General features: G+C 74.2%; 20 protein-coding genes. 10 read left to right on the top strand and 10 right to left on the bottom strand.

Going from position 1 to position 17,116, the window contains the following annotated elements:
* The first annotated feature begins 29 nt into the window (after positions 1-29).
* From ACFQ8C_RS04605 to ACFQ8C_RS04595, 3 genes are read left to right on the top strand one after another with little or no spacing between them, the layout of a single operon-like run.
* Positions 30-704, top strand: a complete 675-nt coding sequence (locus ACFQ8C_RS04605) for a tellurium resistance protein (protein ID WP_383452343.1) — start codon at positions 30-32, stop codon at positions 702-704.
* Positions 701-1,777 carry a protein phosphatase 2C domain-containing protein gene (locus ACFQ8C_RS04600; RefSeq protein ID WP_383452212.1) on the top strand — a complete coding sequence of 359 codons (1,077 nt, stop codon included), beginning with the start codon at positions 701-703 and terminating at the stop codon, positions 1,775-1,777. The genes ACFQ8C_RS04605 and ACFQ8C_RS04600 overlap by 4 nt, the downstream gene beginning before the upstream one ends.
* Entirely contained in the window at positions 1,774-3,111 is a 1,338-nt protein-coding gene (locus tag ACFQ8C_RS04595; protein ID WP_383452211.1) for a protein kinase, read from the top strand. The genes ACFQ8C_RS04600 and ACFQ8C_RS04595 overlap by 4 nt, the downstream gene beginning before the upstream one ends.
* 61 nt (positions 3,112-3,172) lie before the next feature.
* Here the strand turns inward: ACFQ8C_RS04595 and ACFQ8C_RS04590 are convergent, their stop codons facing one another.
* The 6 genes from ACFQ8C_RS04590 to ACFQ8C_RS04565 form a co-directional block, all read right to left on the bottom strand.
* Positions 3,173-3,508 carry a hypothetical protein gene (locus tag ACFQ8C_RS04590; protein ID WP_383452209.1) on the bottom strand — a complete coding sequence of 112 codons (336 nt, stop codon included), beginning with the start codon at positions 3,506-3,508 and terminating at the stop codon, positions 3,173-3,175.
* Complete coding sequence (locus tag ACFQ8C_RS04585) at positions 3,505-5,019, bottom strand: hypothetical protein (protein WP_383452207.1); 1,515 nt, start codon at positions 5,017-5,019, stop codon at positions 3,505-3,507. Before ACFQ8C_RS04585 ends, ACFQ8C_RS04590 begins: the two co-directional genes overlap by 4 nt.
* Positions 5,020-5,071: 52 nt before the next feature.
* Positions 5,072-5,479: a peptide-methionine (R)-S-oxide reductase MsrB gene (gene msrB / locus ACFQ8C_RS04580; protein ID WP_383452206.1), complete on the bottom strand. Its 408-nt coding sequence runs from the start codon at positions 5,477-5,479 to the stop codon at positions 5,072-5,074.
* Positions 5,480-5,494: 15 nt separating this feature from the next.
* Positions 5,495-6,892, bottom strand: coding sequence for a UDP-N-acetylmuramate--L-alanine ligase (gene murC / locus ACFQ8C_RS04575; RefSeq protein ID WP_383452204.1), 1,398 nt, complete (start codon positions 6,890-6,892; stop codon positions 5,495-5,497).
* Between the two features lie 116 nt (positions 6,893-7,008).
* The gene (locus ACFQ8C_RS04570) at positions 7,009-7,479 is read right to left on the bottom strand and encodes an indole-3-glycerol phosphate synthase (protein WP_383452202.1); all 471 of its coding nucleotides are present in this window, start codon (positions 7,477-7,479) and stop codon (positions 7,009-7,011) included.
* Between the two features lie 106 nt (positions 7,480-7,585).
* Entirely contained in the window at positions 7,586-8,365 is a 780-nt protein-coding gene (locus tag ACFQ8C_RS04565) for a pyrimidine reductase family protein (RefSeq protein ID WP_383452200.1), read from the bottom strand.
* Positions 8,366-8,401: 36 nt separating this feature from the next.
* Here ACFQ8C_RS04565 and zapE point away from each other — a divergent pair, with 36 nt between their 5' ends.
* The 5 genes from zapE to ACFQ8C_RS04540 all read left to right on the top strand — a co-directional run bounded on the left by zapE (position 8,402) and on the right by ACFQ8C_RS04540 (position 12,611).
* Positions 8,402-9,487 (top strand): cell division protein ZapE, encoded by a 1,086-nt coding sequence (zapE, locus tag ACFQ8C_RS04560; RefSeq protein ID WP_383452198.1) that lies wholly within the window; start codon positions 8,402-8,404, stop codon positions 9,485-9,487.
* A 34-nt stretch (positions 9,488-9,521) separates the two neighbouring features.
* A complete protein-coding gene (locus ACFQ8C_RS04555) occupies positions 9,522-9,947 on the top strand; it encodes an OsmC family protein (RefSeq protein WP_383452196.1) in 426 nt (141 codons plus the stop codon).
* Positions 9,948-10,083: 136 nt separating this feature from the next.
* Positions 10,084-11,445 carry an alkaline phosphatase PhoX gene (locus ACFQ8C_RS04550; protein ID WP_383452194.1) on the top strand — a complete coding sequence of 454 codons (1,362 nt, stop codon included), beginning with the start codon at positions 10,084-10,086 and terminating at the stop codon, positions 11,443-11,445.
* 26 nt (positions 11,446-11,471) lie between these two features.
* The gene (locus ACFQ8C_RS04545; RefSeq protein ID WP_383452192.1) at positions 11,472-11,612 is read left to right on the top strand and encodes a hypothetical protein; all 141 of its coding nucleotides are present in this window, start codon (positions 11,472-11,474) and stop codon (positions 11,610-11,612) included.
* A gap of 84 nt (positions 11,613-11,696) precedes the next feature.
* A complete protein-coding gene (locus tag ACFQ8C_RS04540; RefSeq protein ID WP_383452191.1) occupies positions 11,697-12,611 on the top strand; it encodes a polysaccharide deacetylase family protein in 915 nt (304 codons plus the stop codon).
* A gap of 98 nt (positions 12,612-12,709) precedes the next feature.
* On the opposite strand, the gene ACFQ8C_RS04535 is transcribed toward ACFQ8C_RS04540, so the two are convergent.
* The 4 genes from ACFQ8C_RS04535 to ACFQ8C_RS04520 all read right to left on the bottom strand — a co-directional run bounded on the left by ACFQ8C_RS04535 (position 12,710) and on the right by ACFQ8C_RS04520 (position 15,244).
* Entirely contained in the window at positions 12,710-13,411 is a 702-nt protein-coding gene (locus ACFQ8C_RS04535) for a bleomycin resistance protein (protein WP_383452189.1), read from the bottom strand.
* A 65-nt stretch (positions 13,412-13,476) separates the two neighbouring features.
* Positions 13,477-13,665 (bottom strand): hypothetical protein, encoded by a 189-nt coding sequence (locus ACFQ8C_RS04530; RefSeq protein ID WP_383452187.1) that lies wholly within the window; start codon positions 13,663-13,665, stop codon positions 13,477-13,479.
* Positions 13,666-13,682: 17 nt separating this feature from the next.
* Positions 13,683-14,327, bottom strand: coding sequence for an ABC transporter (locus tag ACFQ8C_RS04525; protein ID WP_383452185.1), 645 nt, complete (start codon positions 14,325-14,327; stop codon positions 13,683-13,685).
* Entirely contained in the window at positions 14,324-15,244 is a 921-nt protein-coding gene (locus tag ACFQ8C_RS04520) for an ATP-binding cassette domain-containing protein (RefSeq protein WP_383452183.1), read from the bottom strand. The genes ACFQ8C_RS04525 and ACFQ8C_RS04520 overlap by 4 nt, the downstream gene beginning before the upstream one ends.
* A 72-nt stretch (positions 15,245-15,316) precedes the next feature.
* Between ACFQ8C_RS04520 and ACFQ8C_RS04515 the strand changes: the two genes are divergently transcribed.
* Positions 15,317-16,021, top strand: a complete 705-nt coding sequence (locus ACFQ8C_RS04515; protein WP_383452181.1) for a peptidyl-tRNA hydrolase — start codon at positions 15,317-15,319, stop codon at positions 16,019-16,021.
* A 157-nt stretch (positions 16,022-16,178) separates the two neighbouring features.
* Positions 16,179-17,116, top strand: a 938-nt coding sequence (locus ACFQ8C_RS04510; protein WP_383452179.1) for a DUF692 domain-containing protein, incomplete at its 3' end; no start/stop codon positions are given.

The raw sequence follows: 17,116 nt of genomic DNA, 5'->3' as shown, positions 1-17,116 counted from the left end.
AAATCGTGACCGACCTCCCCGGCGGCGCCATGGCGAACCGCCCGGTGCACTTCATCTGGCTGCTCGACACCTCGTACTCGATGTTCGGCGAGAAGATCGGCCAGCTCAACTACGCGATCCGGGAGGCGATCCCGGAGATGCAGGCGGTGGCCGACGACAACCCGGCCGCCCAGCTCCTGCTGCGCACCATCACCTTCTCCACCACCGCCCGCTGGCACCACAAGGACCCGGTGTCGGTGCACGACTTCACCTGGCAGGACGTGGCGCCCGACGGCACCACCAACCTCGGCGAGGCGCTGCACCTGGTCGCCGGGGAGCTGCGGACCCCGCCCATGCCGGAGCGGGCCCTCAAGCCGGTGATCGCGCTGGTGTCCGACGGGGCGCCGACCGACGACTGGCGGGCCGGACTCCGGGCGATCGAGGCGACGCCGTGGGGCCGCAAGGCGGTCCGGGTGGCCATCGCGATCGGCTCGGACGCCGACCGGGGCGTGCTCCAGGAGTTCCTGGCCAACCCGGAGCTGCGGCCGCTGGACGCCAACAGCCCCAAGCAGCTGGCCGCCGCGATCCGCTGGGCGTCGACGGCCGCGGTGAAGGCCGCCTCGCAGCCCGTCGCCGCGGGCACCGGAGCGGGCGACGGCCCGACGAAGCCCGCCGCGCCCTACGCGCCGCCGGTGCTGGCCACCGACGACGACGACGTGTGGTGAGCGCCCTGCCGACCTGGGAAGTCCTCCACACGAGCGTCATGGGGCTCGGCAAGAAGCTCAACCAGGACTGGGGTCTGGTCGACGGCACGGGATCGGCGGACGACCCGCTGGTCCTCGCCGTGGCCGACGGCCACGGCTCCGTCTCGTACCCGCGCAGCGACCTCGGTGCGCGCTTCGCCGCCGACCTCTTCGCCGCCAAGGGGCGGGAGTTCGGCGCGCTGGTCCGCCCGGGCCGGCTGCCCCGGCTGCTCGACTACGCCCGCTACGAGCTGCCGGAGCAGCTGGTGCGGGACTGGCAGGCCAGGGTGTGGGAGCACTGGGGCCGCCAGCCCGGCCCCGAGGGGGCCGACGCGGCCCGGGAGGACGTCCTGCGGCTGTACGGCTCCACCCTCATCGGGGCCGTGATGGCGCCGGGTCTCTTCGTCGCCTGGCAGCTGGGCGACGGCGAGCTGACCGTGGTGGACGAGGACGGGCGGGTACGGCTGCCGCTCGCGCCCGAGCGGGCCGAACTCGGCGACGAGACCGCCTCCCTGTGCATGCAGGAGGCGTGGCACCTGATCCGGGTGCACTGGGAGCCGCTGCCCGACCCGGAGCGGGGCCCCCGGCTGGTGGCCCTGTCGACGGACGGCCTGTCGAAGAGCTTCACCTCGGACGAGGGTTTCACCGCGTTCACGGCGGGGCTGTACGAGCGGCTGGCCGAGCGCGGTGTGTCCGGGATCGCGGAGGACGTGCCGCGCTGGCTGGAGGAGGCCTCCCGGCACTCCGGCGACGACACCACCCTGGCGCTCGCCCGGCGTACGGAGCGGGCCCCGGATCCGCGGGAGGCGTGGGCCACGGCTCCGGCTCCGGCGCCGCCGTGGGACGCCGGGGCGGGTGTGGATCCGTCATCCGATCCATCGGGTGCGTCAGGTGCATCGGATCCCACATCCGATGCGTCGGATCCAGCATCCGATGCGTCGGATCCAGCATCCGATGCGTCGGATCCAACATCCGATCTATCGGATCCAGCATCCGACCCATCGGATCCATCCGACGGCACGAGGAACGACGACGAGGAGACGGAACGACCATGAGCGGCATGCTCGACAACGGGGACACGCTGACGACCGGCACCGGGGAGACGCTCTTCGTCGACCGGCTGCTCGGCCAGGGCGGCCAGGGCGAGGTCTACCGGGTGACGCTCCCCGACGGCTCCGCCAAGGCGCTCAAGTGGTACTACCCCGAGAGCGCGACCCCGCAGCAGCGGCAGGTCGTCGAGGACCTGGTGGCCCGGGACTTCGACGACGAGCGGTTCCTGTGGCCGACCGCGTTCGTCGACGCGGCACCGGACCGCTTCGGCTATCTGATGGACGTGCGCCCCGACCGCTTCCGGGGGCTGCCCGAACTCTTCCGGCGGACGGTCACCACCACCTACCGGGAGCTGCTGACCGCCTGTCTGTACACGGTGGAGGCCTACCAGGCGCTGCACTCGCGCGGCATCGCCTACCGGGACATCTCCTGGGGCAACATCTTCTTCGACCCCGCCACGGGTGACGTCCTGGTCTGCGACAACGACAACGCGGTGGTGGAGGGCGACCAGAGCGGCATCTCCGGCACCATGGGCTTCATGGCCCCGGAGCTGGTCCGCGGCGACCCGGGGTCCATGCCCGGCACCCAGAGCGACCTGCACTCGCTGTCGGTGCTGCTCTTCATGTTCCTGGTGAACCACCACCCCTTCAAGGGCGCCAGGGAGCTGGCGATCCGCTGTCTGGACGAGCACGCGGAGCGCCGGCTGTACGGCCGCGACCCGCTGTTCGTCTTCGACCCGGACAACGAGGACAACCGTCCGGACCCGGTGGAGCACACCACGGCGAGGCTGCTGTGGCCGCTGGTGCCGCCGTCGCTCCGGAAGCTGTTCACGCAGAACTTCACCGTGGGGCTGCGGGAGCCCTCGGCCCGGGTGCGCGAGTCCCAGTGGCGCGACGCCCTCCGGGCGGCCCGTGACGCGGTCGTGGAGTGCCCGAACTGCGGCCGGCAGAACATGACCGAGCCGGGCGCGGCGACGCCCGGGACCTGCTGGAAGGACGGGGCTCCGCTGGTGCTGCCGCCCCGGCTCGTGGTGACCACCCCGCCGCCCCGGACGGAGCGGCACATCATGCTGGGGCGGGCGGCGCGGATCCACCGCCACCACCTGACCGCCGAGCCGACCCGGCACGACTACTCGGACGGCAGCCTGGTCGCCGAGCTCGTCGAGCACCCGCAGAAGCCGGGCCGGTACGGGCTCGCCAACCGCTCGACGGAGGCGTGGACCGGCACCCGCTCGGACGGCACCAGCCAGCGGATCGTGCCGGGCCAGACGGTGCCGCTGCGCGCCGGTCTCGCCCTCGAACTGGCCGACGGCGCCCGGGCCGAGGTCCGCGCCCGCTGATCCGGCCGGCCGGCGGCCCCTGAGCGTCCGCCCGGGTGCGCCGCACCCGGGCGGGGAGCGCTCAGCCGCCGAAGAACGCCAGGATCCCCTGGAGCAGCGCCATCCCGCCGCTGCCGACCGTGACGTACGGCTCGACGGCGGCGAGAGCGGTGCGCACCCTGCCCTCGTCGACGGGACGGTTCTCCCGCTCGGCGGCGGCGAGTTCGTCCCGTACCGTCTCCGCCCGCGTGACCACGGGGGTGGCGGCGGGCTGCTCGCGCAGCAGGGCCACCAGCTGCTCGGCGAGTTCGCGGGCGCCGACCGGCTCGGCCGCCTGGTGGAAGTGGTTGTTGGTGACGGTGTTGTCGTTGCCGAAGGCGTTGCCGCTGACCGGACCGTTGAAGTTGAAGGTGTTCACGGGGTCCCCTTTCCTTGTGCCCACTGCCCGCCGGGGCCGGGCTGTCCGCCGCCCGCACCGGGCTGGCCGGGGGTGTTCTGGACGACGTTCTGGTGGCCGAAGGCGTTGCCCTGGACGATCCCGTTGAAGTTGTACGTCGGGTTCGAGTTGATGATCTGCTTCGTCGAGTCGAAGGACGCGCTGTCGATGTGATGGTCCTTCAGGAAGCGTTCGGTGGCGATGAGGATGCCGCCCTGGAGGCGCTGGAGGTAGTCCTGGGCGTCGGCCGAGTCGCTGAAGAGCATCTGCTCCGCGTCCGAGACGCGTTCGCGGAGGCTGTCGGTGGCGCCGTGGTCGTACAGCGTGTTCCGCCGGGTGATGTCCCGACGGGCGCGCTCCAGGGCCCGGGCGCGGGTGCGCCGGAGGGAGCGGCGCCGGGCGGCGCGGGACCAGGAGCCGGTGAGGCAGCGCCACCAGATGGCGTTGGTGCCGCTGATGAGCATCCTGACCCGGTCGAAGCCCTGGGTGGGGAGGGTGGTGACGGTGTAGTAGCGCGTGGCCGGCGGCGGGATCACGAAGATCATGAACTCCCAGGAGAGGCTGGGGGGATGGAGCCGCGCCCGCATGTGGACGGAGACGACGACCCGGCCGCCGTCGCTGATCCGCTCCAGGCTGAGGTAGGTGCGGGTGCCCGCGCCCGGCTTGATCAGGCCGCTGCGGACGAGGTCGGGGGAGATCTGGGGGCGGGGGCGGTCGACGCGCGAGTCGAGGAGTTCGCCGACGAGGTAGGGGACGTGGTCGCCGGAGACGTACAGGCGGTTCCTGGCGCGCAGCCCCTCCAGGCCGGATATGTTCTCCATCTCGCGGGCGACGAAGGTGTGCAGGTCGACCGCGTCGAAGGGCCGGACGGTGAGCTTCCGGCCGGGGTGGGCGGGGTCGTCGGCGGGCTGCGAGACGTCGACGGGGTGCCACACGACGTCCTTGACCTTCTCGCCGTGGCCGACGAAGGGGTCCTGGTGGCCGGCGGTCGCCGTGTACGCCAGGACGTTGGCCTTGGCGAGGGCCCGCAGCCGGTCCTCGGCGTCGCTCTCGACCGGCGGGGCCTGCTGCTCCGGACGGGTGTCCTCCTGGAAGACCCGCTGGGCTTCCCGCCAGGAGACAGCGAGGTCGTGGTGGGTGGCCCACCAGCCGCCGACGAGGGCGGCGAGGCCGATCACGGCGCCGGCCCACGTCAGGAGCGGATCGACGGCGAGGCCGAAGGGGACGAGCACGACGCCCAGCCAGAGCGCGAGGAACAGCAGGGAGAGGGTGCGGTCCCGGGCCCGGACCCGGCGGGCGGCGACCCGCGCGTGCCGGGCGAGCGCGACCAGGTTGATCCCGAGCGGCAGCCCGAGGGCGGTCAGCCGGTCACCGGTGAGCTCGACGTCCGTGTCGTGGGCGAAGGTGTCGTCGAGATAGACGTGCGCGCAGAGCTTCCTCGTCACCGCGTCCTTGCGGTAGGTGGGAAGCGGAGCTAAGTGCCGGCCGGCCATGCGGTCCCCCTGATCCGTCTCCGGACACCCTAGGGGGGACCGCCCGGTCGTGTCAGTCCTCCGCGGGCGCCAGCCTGAGGGAGATCGAGTTGATGCAGTAGCGCTGGTCCGTGGGGGTCGGGTACCCCTCACCCTCGAACACGTGACCGAGGTGCGAGCCGCACCGGGAGCAGAGGACCTCGGTGCGGACCATCCCGTGGGAGGTGTCCGCGACCAGCTCGACGGCCTCGCTGTCCTTCGGGTCGAAGAAGGACGGCCAGCCGCAGTGCGACTCGAACTTCTCCTTCGACGTGAAGAGCTCGGCCCCGCAGGCGCGGCAGGAGTAGACACCCTCGGCCTTGGTGTCCGTGTACTCGCCGCGGAAGGCGGGCTCGGTGCCGGCCAGCCGGAGCACCTGGTACTCCGACGGGGTCAGCTGTGCCTGCCACTCCGCGTCCGACTTCTCGACCTCGTACGCCATCGTCCGTCCACTCCCTCAGTTCGCCAGGCGGGCCAGGATCAGCGGACCGAGGTCCGTGACGTCACCCGCGCCCATGGTCAGAACGAAGTCGCCGGGCCGCGCCATTCCCGCGATCGCGTCGGGGACGGCGGTCTTGTCGTGGACGGCGGTGACGTCGGCGCCGGCCACGCGGGCCGCGTCGAGGATCAGCTCGCTGGTGACGCCGGGGATCGGGTCCTCGCGGGCCGGGTAGATGTCGAGGACGACGGAGCCGTCCGCGAGGGCCAGCGCCTCGCCCATCTCCTTGCCCAGCTCCTGGGTGCGGGAGAAGAGGTGCGGCTGGAAGACGACGAGGAGGCGGGAGTCCCCGGCGGCGCCGCGCATGGCCTCCAGGTCGGCGGTCATCTCGGTGGGGTGGTGCGCGTACGAGTCGATGACCTGGACGCCGGCGGCCTCGCCCTTGAGCTGGAGGCGGCGGCCGACGCCGGTGTAGGCGGTGAGCGCCTGGGCGAGGGCGGCCGGGTCGAGGCCCGCGCGGGCGCCGGCGGCGAGGGCCGCGGCGGCGTTGTGCGCGTAGTGGCGGCCCGGGACGGAGACGGTGAAGGTGTGCTCGGCCCCGTCGAGGGCGACGGTGACCTCGCTCTTCATGCCGTTCGGGACGATCTTGAGGATGCGGGCGTCGGAGCCGTCGCCCTCGCCGACGGTGACGATGGCGAGGTCCTCGCGGCCGGCGGCGGCGACCCGGGCGGCCAGCTCGCGGGCGCCGGCGTGCTCGCCGACGACGAGGGTGCCGCCGGGGCGGAGCTTCGCGGCGAACTTCTCGAAGGACTCGTAGATCTCGTCCATGGAGGCGTAGTTCGCGTGGTGGTCCAGCTCGACGTTGAGGACGATCGCGACCTGCGGGTCGTACTTCTGGAAGCTGCGGTCGCTCTCGTCGGCCTCGGCGACGAAGACCTCGCCGGCGCCGTGCCGGGCGTTGGTGCCCGGGCCCGAGAGGTCGCCGCCGATCGCGTACGAGGGGTCGAGGTCCAGCTCGGTGAGGGCGACGGCCAGCATCGAGGTGGTCGTCGTCTTGCCGTGGGTGCCGGCGACGGCGATCGCGGTCAGCCCGTCCATGAGGGAGGCGAGCGCGTCGGAGCGGTGCACGACCGGGATGCCCAGCTCGGCGGCGCGGGCCAGCTCGGGGTTGTCGGCGCGGATGGCGCTGGAGACGACGACGGCGGAGGCGTCGTCGGCGAGGTGCTCGGCGGCGTGGCCGAGGTGCACGGTGACGCCGTGGGCGCGCAGCGCCTCGGCGGTCGGGGAGTCCTTGGCGTCGCTGCCCGCGACCTTGGCGCCCCGCTGGGCGAGGATCTTCGCGATGCCCGACATTCCGGCACCGCCGATGCCGATGAAGTGCGGCCGTTCCATGGCGGCAGGGATGGCGGGTGCCATGCGGATCTCTCCCCGGGTGTGCGTACGACGTGTCGCTCCCAGCCTAGTGGCTGGCGGCGGGCGGGCCGGGGAACGGTCCGGGGACGCGGTGCTCCGCGCCCCCGGACCCGGTGCCGCTACTCGCTGTGGGCGAAGAGCTTCAGGACGGGGACGCCCACCTTGTGCCGGGCCCGGGAGGCCCAGTCCCGGTGGAAGAACTCCTCCACGTAGTGGGGGGCGGTCAGGACGATGACCTCGTCCGCCTCCGCCTCCTCGACGACCGCCTTCATCTTGTTCAGGGGGTGGTCCTCGACCACTTGTCCGACCGCCTCGCAGCCCGCCTCTCTCAGGGCCCGGAGCGAGTGCTCCAGGGCCAGCTCGGCCGGCTCGCGGGCCGCCTTGCCCTCCGGTTCGTCGCCCTCGCGGGCCGCCTCCTTGAGTTCGCCCAGGGCGACGTCGTCGATGGCGCGCAGCAGTACATCGGCCTGATCACCGCGCGGCTGCATCAGCACGATGAAGGACACGCCCTCGTCGCCGTGCAGGGTGGTGACGAATTCCACGTCCACGGACGTCAGGGGCTTCTCGATCATCAGAACGCTTGTGAACACCTCAGGAGCCCTTCTGCGGAAACCATCCTTCCCCGTGACCGCACGGGGACTGCGACTGTGATTGTGCCCAGCCGACGCTAAGCGGAACGACAAATTCCGCCGATTGTCAGATCCGACGGTAGCGGCTGAAGAGGAAGCCGTCCTGCTCCAGGAGAGAAGCCAGCCCAAAGCGTGTCGGAAGCGCGGTCGAAGGCCCGTGGGCGATCCGCTGGGCATCGCCCGCCGTCATCGTCGGGGAGACGGTCAGGCACAGCTCGTCGAGCACCTCGGCGGCCGTGAACTGGCCGAGCAGCCGGGGTCCGCCCTCGGTGAGCTGCCGGCGCAGCCCGCGCTCGGCGAGCAGGGCGACCGCGCGGGCCGGGTCGACGCCGGCCCCCTCACCGGCGAGGAGCACCTCGACCCCGGCCTCGCGCGCCGCCGCGATCCGCTCGGCGGGCGCCCCCGCGCCGGTCAGGACGAGGGTGGGGACCAGCGGGGAGGCGAAGAGCGGAAGGGTGAGGTCCAGGTCGAGGGAGGCGGTGACGACGGCGATGGCGGGGGCGGGGCCCTGCCCGGCGGCGGCCCGGCGGGCGGCGAAGGCCTCCCGGGCGCGAGCGGGCCGGTACCCCTCCAGGCGTACCGTTTCCGCACCCACCACGACCACGTCGGCGAGCCCCCGGAGCGTGCCGAAGATCCTCATGTCGGCGTCGGAGGAGAGCGGCTGCGAGCGGCCCTCGTGCTGCCCGGCGCCGTCGAGCGAGGAGACCATGTTGGCCCGCAGCCAGACCTCGGCCTCCGCCGGATAGGCATAGGCGTCGGCCAGCTCGTCGAGGGACCACTCCCGGTCTCCCCCGTTGACCTGGGGGTTCGGGGCTGTCATGTCCGTCACAGGAAACAGGCGTCGCATTCTCGCAGTCTGACACGGCGCTTACAGTGGTGAACTGTGTCGACCCGTGCCCTGAACGAAGCCGCCCCCGCAGCGGCGACCCCGCTCTCGCTGTGCTCGCGTGAGCCCCACGTCCCCGCCGACCGGCTGGTCGCGGAGATGGTCCCGCCGCCGCGCTTCGACTCGGTGCGCTTCGACACCTATCTCCCGGACCCGAACCAGCCCAGCCAGTGCGAGGCCGTCAAGGCCCTCTCCGGCTTCGCCGAGACCCTCGGCGGGGCGCACGCGACCGGCGCGGGCAGGCGCCGGTGGTTCGCCCGCAAGCCCGCCGCCCCGGCCGGCCCGCGCGGCGTCTACCTCGACGGCGGCTACGGCGTCGGCAAGACCCACCTGCTCGCCTCGCTCTGGCACGCCACGCCCGCCGAACCCTCGCTCAAGGCCTTCGGCACCTTCGTGGAGCTGACCAACCTGGTCGGCGCGCTCGGCTTCCAGAAGACCGTGCAGACCCTCGGCGGGCACCGCCTCCTGTGCATCGACGAGTTCGAGCTGGACGACCCGGGCGACACCGTCCTCGTCTCCAGCCTGCTCGGCAAGCTGGTCGAGGCCGGCGTGGCGCTCGCCGCCACCTCCAACACGCTCCCGGGCAAGCTCGGCGAGGGCCGCTTCGCCGCCGCCGACTTCCTCCGCGAGATCCAGGGCCTCTCCGCGCACTTCAAGCCGCTGCGGATCGACGGCGAGGACTACCGCCACCGGGGGCTGCCCGAGGCCCCCGCGCCCCACTCCGACCAGGTCGTCACGGAGACCGCGTACCGGACCCCCGGCGCCTCCCTCGACGACTTCCCCCACCTGCTCGACCACCTGGCCAAGGTCCATCCGAGCCGGTACGGCGCCCTCACCGACGACCTGACGGCGGTCTGCCTCACCGACGTCGGCCCGGTCCCCGACCAGTCGACCGCGCTGCGGCTCGTCGTCCTCGCCGACCGCCTCTACGACCGCGAGATACCCGTGCTCGCCTCCGGACTCCCCTTCGACCGGCTCTTCGGCGACGAGATGCTGAACGGCGGGTACAAGAAGAAGTACTTCCGCGCCATCTCCCGGCTCACCGCGCTGGCGCGGGACGCAAAGGGGCTCGTGGCGCAGTAGGTTGGGGGCCATACCCGATCGAAAGGGATCCACCATGGCCACCGTCCGTCACGCCCACACCATCTGGCAGGGCGACCTCCTCAAGGGCTCCGGCGTCGTCTCCCTCGACTCCTCCGGTCTCGGCTCGTACGACGTCTCCTGGCCGGCCCGCTCCGAGGAGCCGAACGGCAAGACCAGCCCCGAGGAGCTCATCGCCGCCGCGCACTCCTCCTGCTTCTCGATGGCGCTCTCGCACGGCCTGGCCGGCGCGGGCAACCCGCCCACCCGTCTGGAGACCAAGGCGGACGTCACCTTCCAGCCGGGTGAGGGCATCACCGGGATCCACCTCACCGTGCGCGGCGAGGTCCCCGGCCTCGACGCCGAGGGCTTCGCGGCCGCCGCCGAGGACGCCAAGAAGAACTGCCCGGTCAGCCAGGCGCTCACCGGCACGACGATCACGCTGACGGCCGAGCTCGCCTGACGTCGCGTCACCCCGCCCGCGCGAGGGCGGGATTACGCCATCCGAGGCGCAGTGGACCCGCGTCATGGCATCACGCGCACCCGTGCGTGGTACATGAAGCGGGTCCACACCTGTTTCGGCGGGAAGGCTCTCCCCCATGTCAGTGACGCGACGTCAGATCCTGGCCCGCACCGGCGCCTCCGTCGCCGGGATCGCCTTCACCGGCGCCCTGGCCGACCTCTTCACCGGCGCACCCGCCACCGCGCAGCCGCTCGGCGGCTACGGCCCCCTCCTCCCCGACCCGGCAGGCCTGCTCGACCTCCCCGCCGGCTTCTCCTACCGGGTCCTCTCCCGCGAGGGCGAGCCGCTCCGCTCCGGCGAGGGCGCGGTCCCCAGCCACTGCGACGGCATGAGCGCCTTCGCCGGCCCGCGCGGCGGCGTCCGTCTGGTCCGCAACCACGAGAACCGCCCCGAAGCCCGCCATCCGGTCCCGCTCGTGCCCGGCCTGGTATACGACCGGGGCGGCAAGGGCGGCTGCACCGTCCTCGACCTCGACGCCTCCGGCGAGGTCCGCTCCGAGCGCGTCGGCATCGCCGGGACCGCCGTCAACTGCGCGGGCGGCCCGACCCCTTGGGGCACCTGGCTGACCTGCGAGGAGACCGAGGACAAGGCCGGGACCAAGGGGTACGAGCGGGACCACGGCTTCGTCTTCGAGGTCGACCCGGCCGACCCGCGCCGCAGCGGCGCCGTCCCGCTCACCGCCCTCGGCCGCTTCGCCCACGAGGCCGTCGCCGTCGACCCGTACACCGGGATCGTCTACGAGACGGAGGACGCCTTCGAGCACCCCTTCGGCCTCTTCTACCGCTTCCTGCCCGAACGGCCGAACGGCGGACCCGGCTCGCTGCGCGCGGGCGGCACCCTGGAGGCCCTGCGGGTCCCCGGTGTCCCCGACCTGTCGGTGGTGCGGGAGGCGGGGACGGTCTTCGAGTCCGTGGAGTGGGTGCCGGTGCCGGACCCGCAGGCGACGGGGACGCCCCTCCGCTTCCAGGACTTCGGCCCCGGCGGGATCACCCACGCGCAGAAGCTGGAGGGCTGCTACTGGGGCGGCCAGAGCGTCCACTTCGTCTCCTCCTTCGCCCGGGCCTCCGACGGCTCCGGGGCCACCCACTTCGGGCAGGTGTGGAAGTACGAGCCGCGCGCCCGGCGCCTCACCCTCGCCGTCGTCTTCGGCCCGGACACCGACGTCCGGCTGCCCGGCGAGTCCCCCGACAACATCTGCCTGGCGCCCACCGGCGGCCTGATGGTGTGCGAGGACGGCGCCGGGGCACAGCACGTCTTCGGGGTGGACCGGAGGGGCGAGGTGTACCCGGTGGCCCGGGGCCGGCAGGACGTGGGGAAGCCGGGCGCCCCGGAGTGGGGCGAGTTCGCCGGCGTCACCTTCTCCCCGGACTCCTCGACGATGTACGTGAACTGCTACGAACCCGGCACCACGTTCGCCGTCACCGGCCCCTGGCGCTGACCGCCCCGCCCGGGGCGCCCTGATACGTGGTCCCGGCGGACCGGAAGCGGTACCGGAACCGGGCGGTCAGCACGCTGCTCCCGGAGCACCTGGAGGCGCTGGACCCCCGGTACCCGCCGGGCGACTTCGACGTGGCGGAGTGCCGGCGCCGGCTGCTCGCGACCTGAGCTCCGGCGCCTGACGGGTGACGCGGCCCGTCGTGGCCCGGGTACGACGGCAGCTGTTCGACTCCCATCGTATAACTTCCGTTCGTGACCATTTCTGTACGTAAAGTGGCGGCGCTCGGTCTGCTGAGCGCCGTTCTCGTCGGCTGCGGCGGGGGCGCCGACACCTCCTCCACGGGCCCGTCGGACCCGTCCGCCCCGACGACCCCGGCCGCCTCCGCCACCACCCCGCCCGCCTCCGCCACCCGGACGGCGAAGCCGACCGCGGCCCCGGGCGCGAAGCCCGCCCCCGCCGCGCCGCCCACCCTGGCCGCGGGACCCCAGGGCCGCACCCCGGTGTACGAGCGGCGGACCGGCCGGAGCGCGGAGAAGGTCGTCGCGCTCACCTTCGACGCCGACATGACCGCCGACCAGGGCCCCCGGGCGGCGAGCGGCGAGCGCTTCGACAACCCGGAGCTCATCGCCACGCTCCGCCGCCTGAAGGTGGACGCCACCATCTTCATGACGGGCCGCTGGGCGGAGGAGTACCCCGACCAGGTCCGCGCCATCGGCGGCGACCCCCGCTTCGAGATCGCCAACCACTCCTACAGCCACTACGCCTTCGCCGAGCCCTGCTACGGCCTGCCGACGGTCGCCGAGCCGGACATGGCGGCCGACGTGAAGCGCGCCTTCGACTCCTTCCGGGACGCCGGCGCCGTCAACGTCGTGCCGTACTTCCGCTTCCCCGGCGGCTGCTACGACGACACCGCGCTGCACGCCCTCTCCCCCGCCCGGGTCACCGCCGTGCAGTGGGACGTGGTCGGCGGCGACGCCTTCGCGAAGGACCCCGACGCGGTGGCGGAGCAGGTCCTCTCCGGCGTCCGGCCGGGCTCCCTGGTCGTCCTCCACTGCACCCGCAGCGCCGCCCCCGCCACGGAGCGGGCGATCCGCCGGATCGTCCCCGAACTCCGCGCCCGCGGCTACCGCTTCGTGAAGGTCTCCGAACTGATGCGAGCGGGCTGACGAGGGCGGGCCCGTCGGGGAGTCGACCGGGGGGCCGACCGGGGGCGGCGGCGCGGGAAAGGCGGGGGCGGCGCTGCGGGAAAGGCGGGGGGCGGCGCTCAGTCGCACAGCTCCGCCAGCCTCACCAGCTCGTCCCGCACCTCCTCCCGCTCCTCCCCGGAGAGCGGCACGGCCCCGGCCTCGGCGAGCGCCGCCACCGCGACCTCCTCCTCGCCGAGCCGCCGGGCGACGTCCGCGCGCAGCACCAGGAGGCGCAGCAGCTGCACCGGGGTGGGCCGCTCGTCGTCGAGGCGGAGCGCCCGCTCGACGACCTTCGCGGCGCCCGCGAGGTCCTCCTTCGAGTCGGCGAGGAGGGCGGCGTGGTGCAGGGCGCGGGCGAAGGTGCCGCCGGGGGCGCGGTCGTGGTGGAGGTCTTCGCGGATGCGCTGCCCGACGCGGACGCAGTTGCCGCCGGGGTCGGTGAGCAGGAACTGCCGCATCCCGTAGCTGGTGTCCCGCAGCGCCCCGAGGCGCGGCAGCCCCCGGGTCGGGATCCGCCCGTACGCCTCCTTCAGTCCGTCCCGGAAGGCGGCGTACAGCCCGTCGACGTCGTCGGTGACGACGTAACAGGTGCTCGTCGAGGCGGCGGGGTCATGGTGCTTCACCCCGAAGAACTGCAGCTCCAGGGAGCCGCGCGCGACGGAGGCGTACGGGTTGGGGCTCCGCTGCCGGAAGGTGACCTCGAATCCGAGGGCGGTGTAGAAGTCCAGGACGGGCTGGAGGGCGTGACAGGGCAGGATCGGAATCGTTCGCTCGGCCATGCGCACCAGACTACTCAAATTTGACTAGTGAGGGGAACGGATCCGTGGATCCGCGGGGTCCCGCCTCAGCCGGAACAGGCCGTGCGCTGGGCCTCCTGCCACTCGCAGACCGGGCACAGCACGATCCCCTTGACCGACTCCGCGTACTCGGTCGGCTCCAGGCACAGCACACAGCGCGCGTACGGCCCCTCCGCCGCCTTGGGCGGACGGGGCGCGGGCTCGGGGGCGCAGTACGCACCGGATTCCGTGGTCATGTCATCGAGGCTACGCCCTACTCCAGACGCGCGGTGGCCCTCCCGGCCACGACCGCCGTCACCGCGGCGAGGACGACGGCGGCGGCGCAGGCGGCCCAGGGCGGGTCCGCCCCGCCTCCGGCGGCGACCAGGGCGGTGACCGCGTGCTTCGCGGGCGAGCCGGTGGTCACCAGCGCGAGCAGCGAGCCGAGCGGCAGCGCGGCCACCGACCAGCCCGGCGCCCTCACGAACGGCCGGGAGACGAGCGCGCCGACGACCCCGCCGGTGAGCGCGCAGGCCGTGGTGGCCAGGAGTCCGGCGAGCAGGGCGGCCGGGCCGCTCGTCCCGGCGAGGTCGCCCGTGCCCGTCACCGCGCCGGCCGCGACCGCGCCGACGAGCACCGGCCAGCCGGCGCCGGCGAGCAGGGCGGCCAGGTGCCCGCGGGACCGGCCGCCGGCCGCGGCGGTCACGGCGCGGGCGGCGGGCGGCTCCTGCGTCAGACAGATCCGCACCGACCAGGCGGAGACCGGCAGCAGCCCGGCCGCCGCGATGCCGAGCGACCCGAGGACGGGATCGCCCGGGCGGACGCCGACGGCGACGACGGCCGCGTACAGCAACAGCGGGGCGAGCCACCGCTGGGACCGGAGGAACAGCGCGGAGTGGTACCGCAGGAGCGCCGTCACACCCGCTCTCCTTCTCCACCGGCCCGGTGGGCGGCCACCGTCCCGGTCTCGACGCGGTGGACGTGCCAGGTGGCGCCGAGCAGGACCCGCAGCAGGTCGTCGGAGTCCGCTCCGCCGACCCGGAACAGCACGCCCTCGCCGTCGGCGAGCGGCACCCCGGCGGCCCCGCCGGGCAGGACGTCGGGCAGCGCCCGGCTCCCGGAGGCGACGATCCGCACGGAGGCGTGGTCGGAGGCATGGTCGGAGGCGTGGCCGGAGGCGTGGCCGGGGGTCTGCGCCTCCGCCCCGACCCGCCCGCCCGCGACGCGCAGGGTCGTGCCGGCCTCCCCCGCGAGCCGGCGCGGATCGTGGTCGACGAAGAGGACGGTGGCGCCCGCCGCGACCCGCTCCCGCACCGCCCGGTCGAGCTCCGCGCGGGCCTCGGGGTCGAGACCGGTCCACGCCTCGTCCAGCACGAGGAGCCCGGGTTCGGCCAGCAGGGCCTGGGCGACGGCCACCTTCTGGGCGGTGCCCTTGGAGAGGGCGGCCAGGGCGGTCCCGGCGTACGCGCTCGCGCCGAACCGTTCCAGCCACTCCCCCGCCCGGGCGCGGGCCGGGCCGGTCCGCAGACCCTGGAGGCGGCCCAGGTGGACCAGGTAGTCGAGGGACGTGAACGGCAGGGCGGGCGGGAAGCGCTCGGGGACGTACGCGGTCCGGGGCGGGCGGCCGGTGATCCGGCCCTCGGCGGGGGCGTCGACACCGGCGACCAGCCGCAGCAGCGTCGACTTCCCCGACCCGTTCGCGCCGCCCGCCCGGACGAGCCGGCCCGGGGGCAGCTCCAGGTCGACGCCGCGCAGCACCCACGGGCCGCGCGGCCCGTACCGGCGCCCCACCCCCGCGAGCCGCACCGGCCCCCGCCCTCCCACGCTCGTGCCCATGGACGCGATCCTCGCCCGGCCGACGCCCCGCCCACAAGATCCGGCCGCGCGGGGCGGTGGCAGACTTGCCGGGTGAGCAGCAACGACACCGATCCCCGCGACGAGAAGCCGCAGTTCGTCCTCCCCCTGGTGGTGCGGATCGAGCGCGACGCGCCCCCGGCCCGTACCGACGCCCTGGAGACCGCCGCCCGCGCCGTGCTCCGCCTCCTCACCGACGAGCGCGCGCTCGGCGAGGGGGAGTGGGCGGCGGCCGTCGCCGACTGGGAGGACGCCCGCATCCGCAAGGTCGTGCGGCGGGCGCGCGGCGCGGAGTGGCGGCGGGCCGAGGCCCTTCCCGGCATCACCGTGACCGGCGAGGCCGCGGAGGTACGCGTCTTCCCGCCGGTGCCGCTGGACGGCTGGCCCAAGGTCCTGGCCAAGCTCCAGGTCTCCGGCACCGACCTCGACGACCCGGCCGCGCCCGGCCCCGTGCCGGAGGGCTCGGCGCTGCTCTGGACCAACCCGGGGCTCGGCATGTCGGCCGGCAAGGCGATGGCCCAGGCCGGGCACGGCGCCCAGCTGCTGTGGTGGGCGCTGGACGACTCCGCCCGCGCGGCCTGGCGGGAGGCGGGCTTCCCGCTGGCCGTGCGCACGGCACCGGAGGCCGACTGGCCCGCCCTCGCCGCGAGCGGCCTGCCCGTCGTCCGGGACGCGGGCTTCACGGAGATCGCGCCGGGCAGCGCGACGGTGGTGTCGGCGTTCCCCGGCGTGCTGACGACGGCGGGCGGCGCGGCCTGAGCCGGGCCGCGGCGGGGACCGGGGGCGGGGCGGGCGGGGCCGGGCGGGCCTGGCGGGACCGGGAACCTCAAATGAAGCTCTGAACCTCTTCCCCCTTGGGTTCGACCGGCTTCGCCGGGGTCATCACGTGGGTGACTGAGGACCGAAGGAGGGGGACATGACGGAACTCGGCATCGGCATCGGCTGGCGTCCCGAGATCGCGGACGCGGTCGAGGAGCTGCCCGGGGTCGACTGGGTGGAGGTCGTCGCGGAGAACGTGTGCGCCGACCACCCGCACGCGTCGCTGGCGAGACTGCGGGCGCGCGGCGTCACGGTCGTACCGCACGGGGTGTCGCTGGGGCTCGGCGGGGCGGACCGGCCGGACCCGGAGCGACTGGCCGCGCTCGCGGCGAAGGCGGAGGCGCTGGGGGCGCCGCTCGTCACCGAACACATCGCGTTCGTCCGGGCCGGGGGGCCGCTGACCGCGACCCCGCGCCTGGAGGCCGGGCACCTGCTGCCGGTCCCCCGCACCCGGGACGCCCTGGACGTGCTCTGCGAGAACGTGCGGATCGCGCAGGAGTCGCTGCCGGTGCCGCTGGCCCTGGAGAACATCGCCGCGCTCTTCTCCTGGCCGGGCGAGGAGATGACGGAGGGCCGGTTCCTGGCGGAGCTGGTGGAGCGTACGGGGGTACGGCTCCTCATCGACGTCGCCAACCTCCACACCAACCACGTCAACCGCGGCGAGGACCCGGCGCTGGCGCTCGCCGAACTGCCGGTCGAGGCCATCGCGTACGTCCACGTCGCGGGCGGCCTCGAACGGGACGGCGTCTGGCACGACACCCACGCGCACCCGGTCCCGGAGCAGGTCCTGGACATCCTCGCCGACCTCGCCGGGCGGGTCGCCCCACCGGGCGTCCTCCTGGAGCGCGACGACCACTTCCCGCCCGCGACGGAGCTCGCCTCGGAGCTCTCGGCGATCCGCGCGACGGTGGCGGCGGCCCGCCGGACGGACGCGGCGGACGTCCGGGCCGCCGAGGCCGCCGGCACCGGCCGGCTCGCCGGGCGCCACGGCGTCGGCGCGGCCGCCCTGCGCGCGGGCCGCGCCCTCGCGGGCGG

This window comes from Streptomyces sp. NPDC056503 (assembly GCF_042794995.1).
Lineage (GTDB): Bacteria > Actinomycetota > Actinomycetes > Streptomycetales > Streptomycetaceae > Streptomyces.
This window is presented reverse-complemented; position numbering and strand designations above follow the sequence as displayed.

Bases quoted from the DNA above. Each gene is read 5' to 3' on its own strand.
- msrB (WP_383452206.1), bottom strand. From the start codon at position 5,479: ATGGCGTACGAGGTCGAGAAGTCGGACGCGGAGTGGCAGGCACAGCTG.
- ACFQ8C_RS04595 (WP_383452211.1), top strand. From the start codon at position 1,774: ATGAGCGGCATGCTCGACAACGGGGACACGCTGACGACCGGCACCGGG.
- ACFQ8C_RS04535 (WP_383452189.1), bottom strand. From the start codon at position 13,411: ATGGCCGAGCGAACGATTCCGATCCTGCCCTGTCACGCCCTCCAGCCC.
- ACFQ8C_RS04520 (WP_383452183.1), bottom strand. From the start codon at position 15,244: ATGGGCACGAGCGTGGGAGGGCGGGGGCCGGTGCGGCTCGCGGGGGTG.
- ACFQ8C_RS04565 (WP_383452200.1), bottom strand. From the start codon at position 8,365: ATGCGACGCCTGTTTCCTGTGACGGACATGACAGCCCCGAACCCCCAG.
- ACFQ8C_RS04555 (WP_383452196.1), top strand. From the start codon at position 9,522: ATGGCCACCGTCCGTCACGCCCACACCATCTGGCAGGGCGACCTCCTC.
- murC (WP_383452204.1), bottom strand. From the start codon at position 6,892: ATGGCACCCGCCATCCCTGCCGCCATGGAACGGCCGCACTTCATCGGC.
- ACFQ8C_RS04605 (WP_383452343.1), top strand. From the start codon at position 30: ATGGCGAACCGCCCGGTGCACTTCATCTGGCTGCTCGACACCTCGTAC.
- ACFQ8C_RS04585 (WP_383452207.1), bottom strand. From the start codon at position 5,019: ATGGCCGGCCGGCACTTAGCTCCGCTTCCCACCTACCGCAAGGACGCG.
- ACFQ8C_RS04550 (WP_383452194.1), top strand. From the start codon at position 10,084: ATGTCAGTGACGCGACGTCAGATCCTGGCCCGCACCGGCGCCTCCGTC.
- ACFQ8C_RS04530 (WP_383452187.1), bottom strand. From the start codon at position 13,665: ATGACCACGGAATCCGGTGCGTACTGCGCCCCCGAGCCCGCGCCCCGT.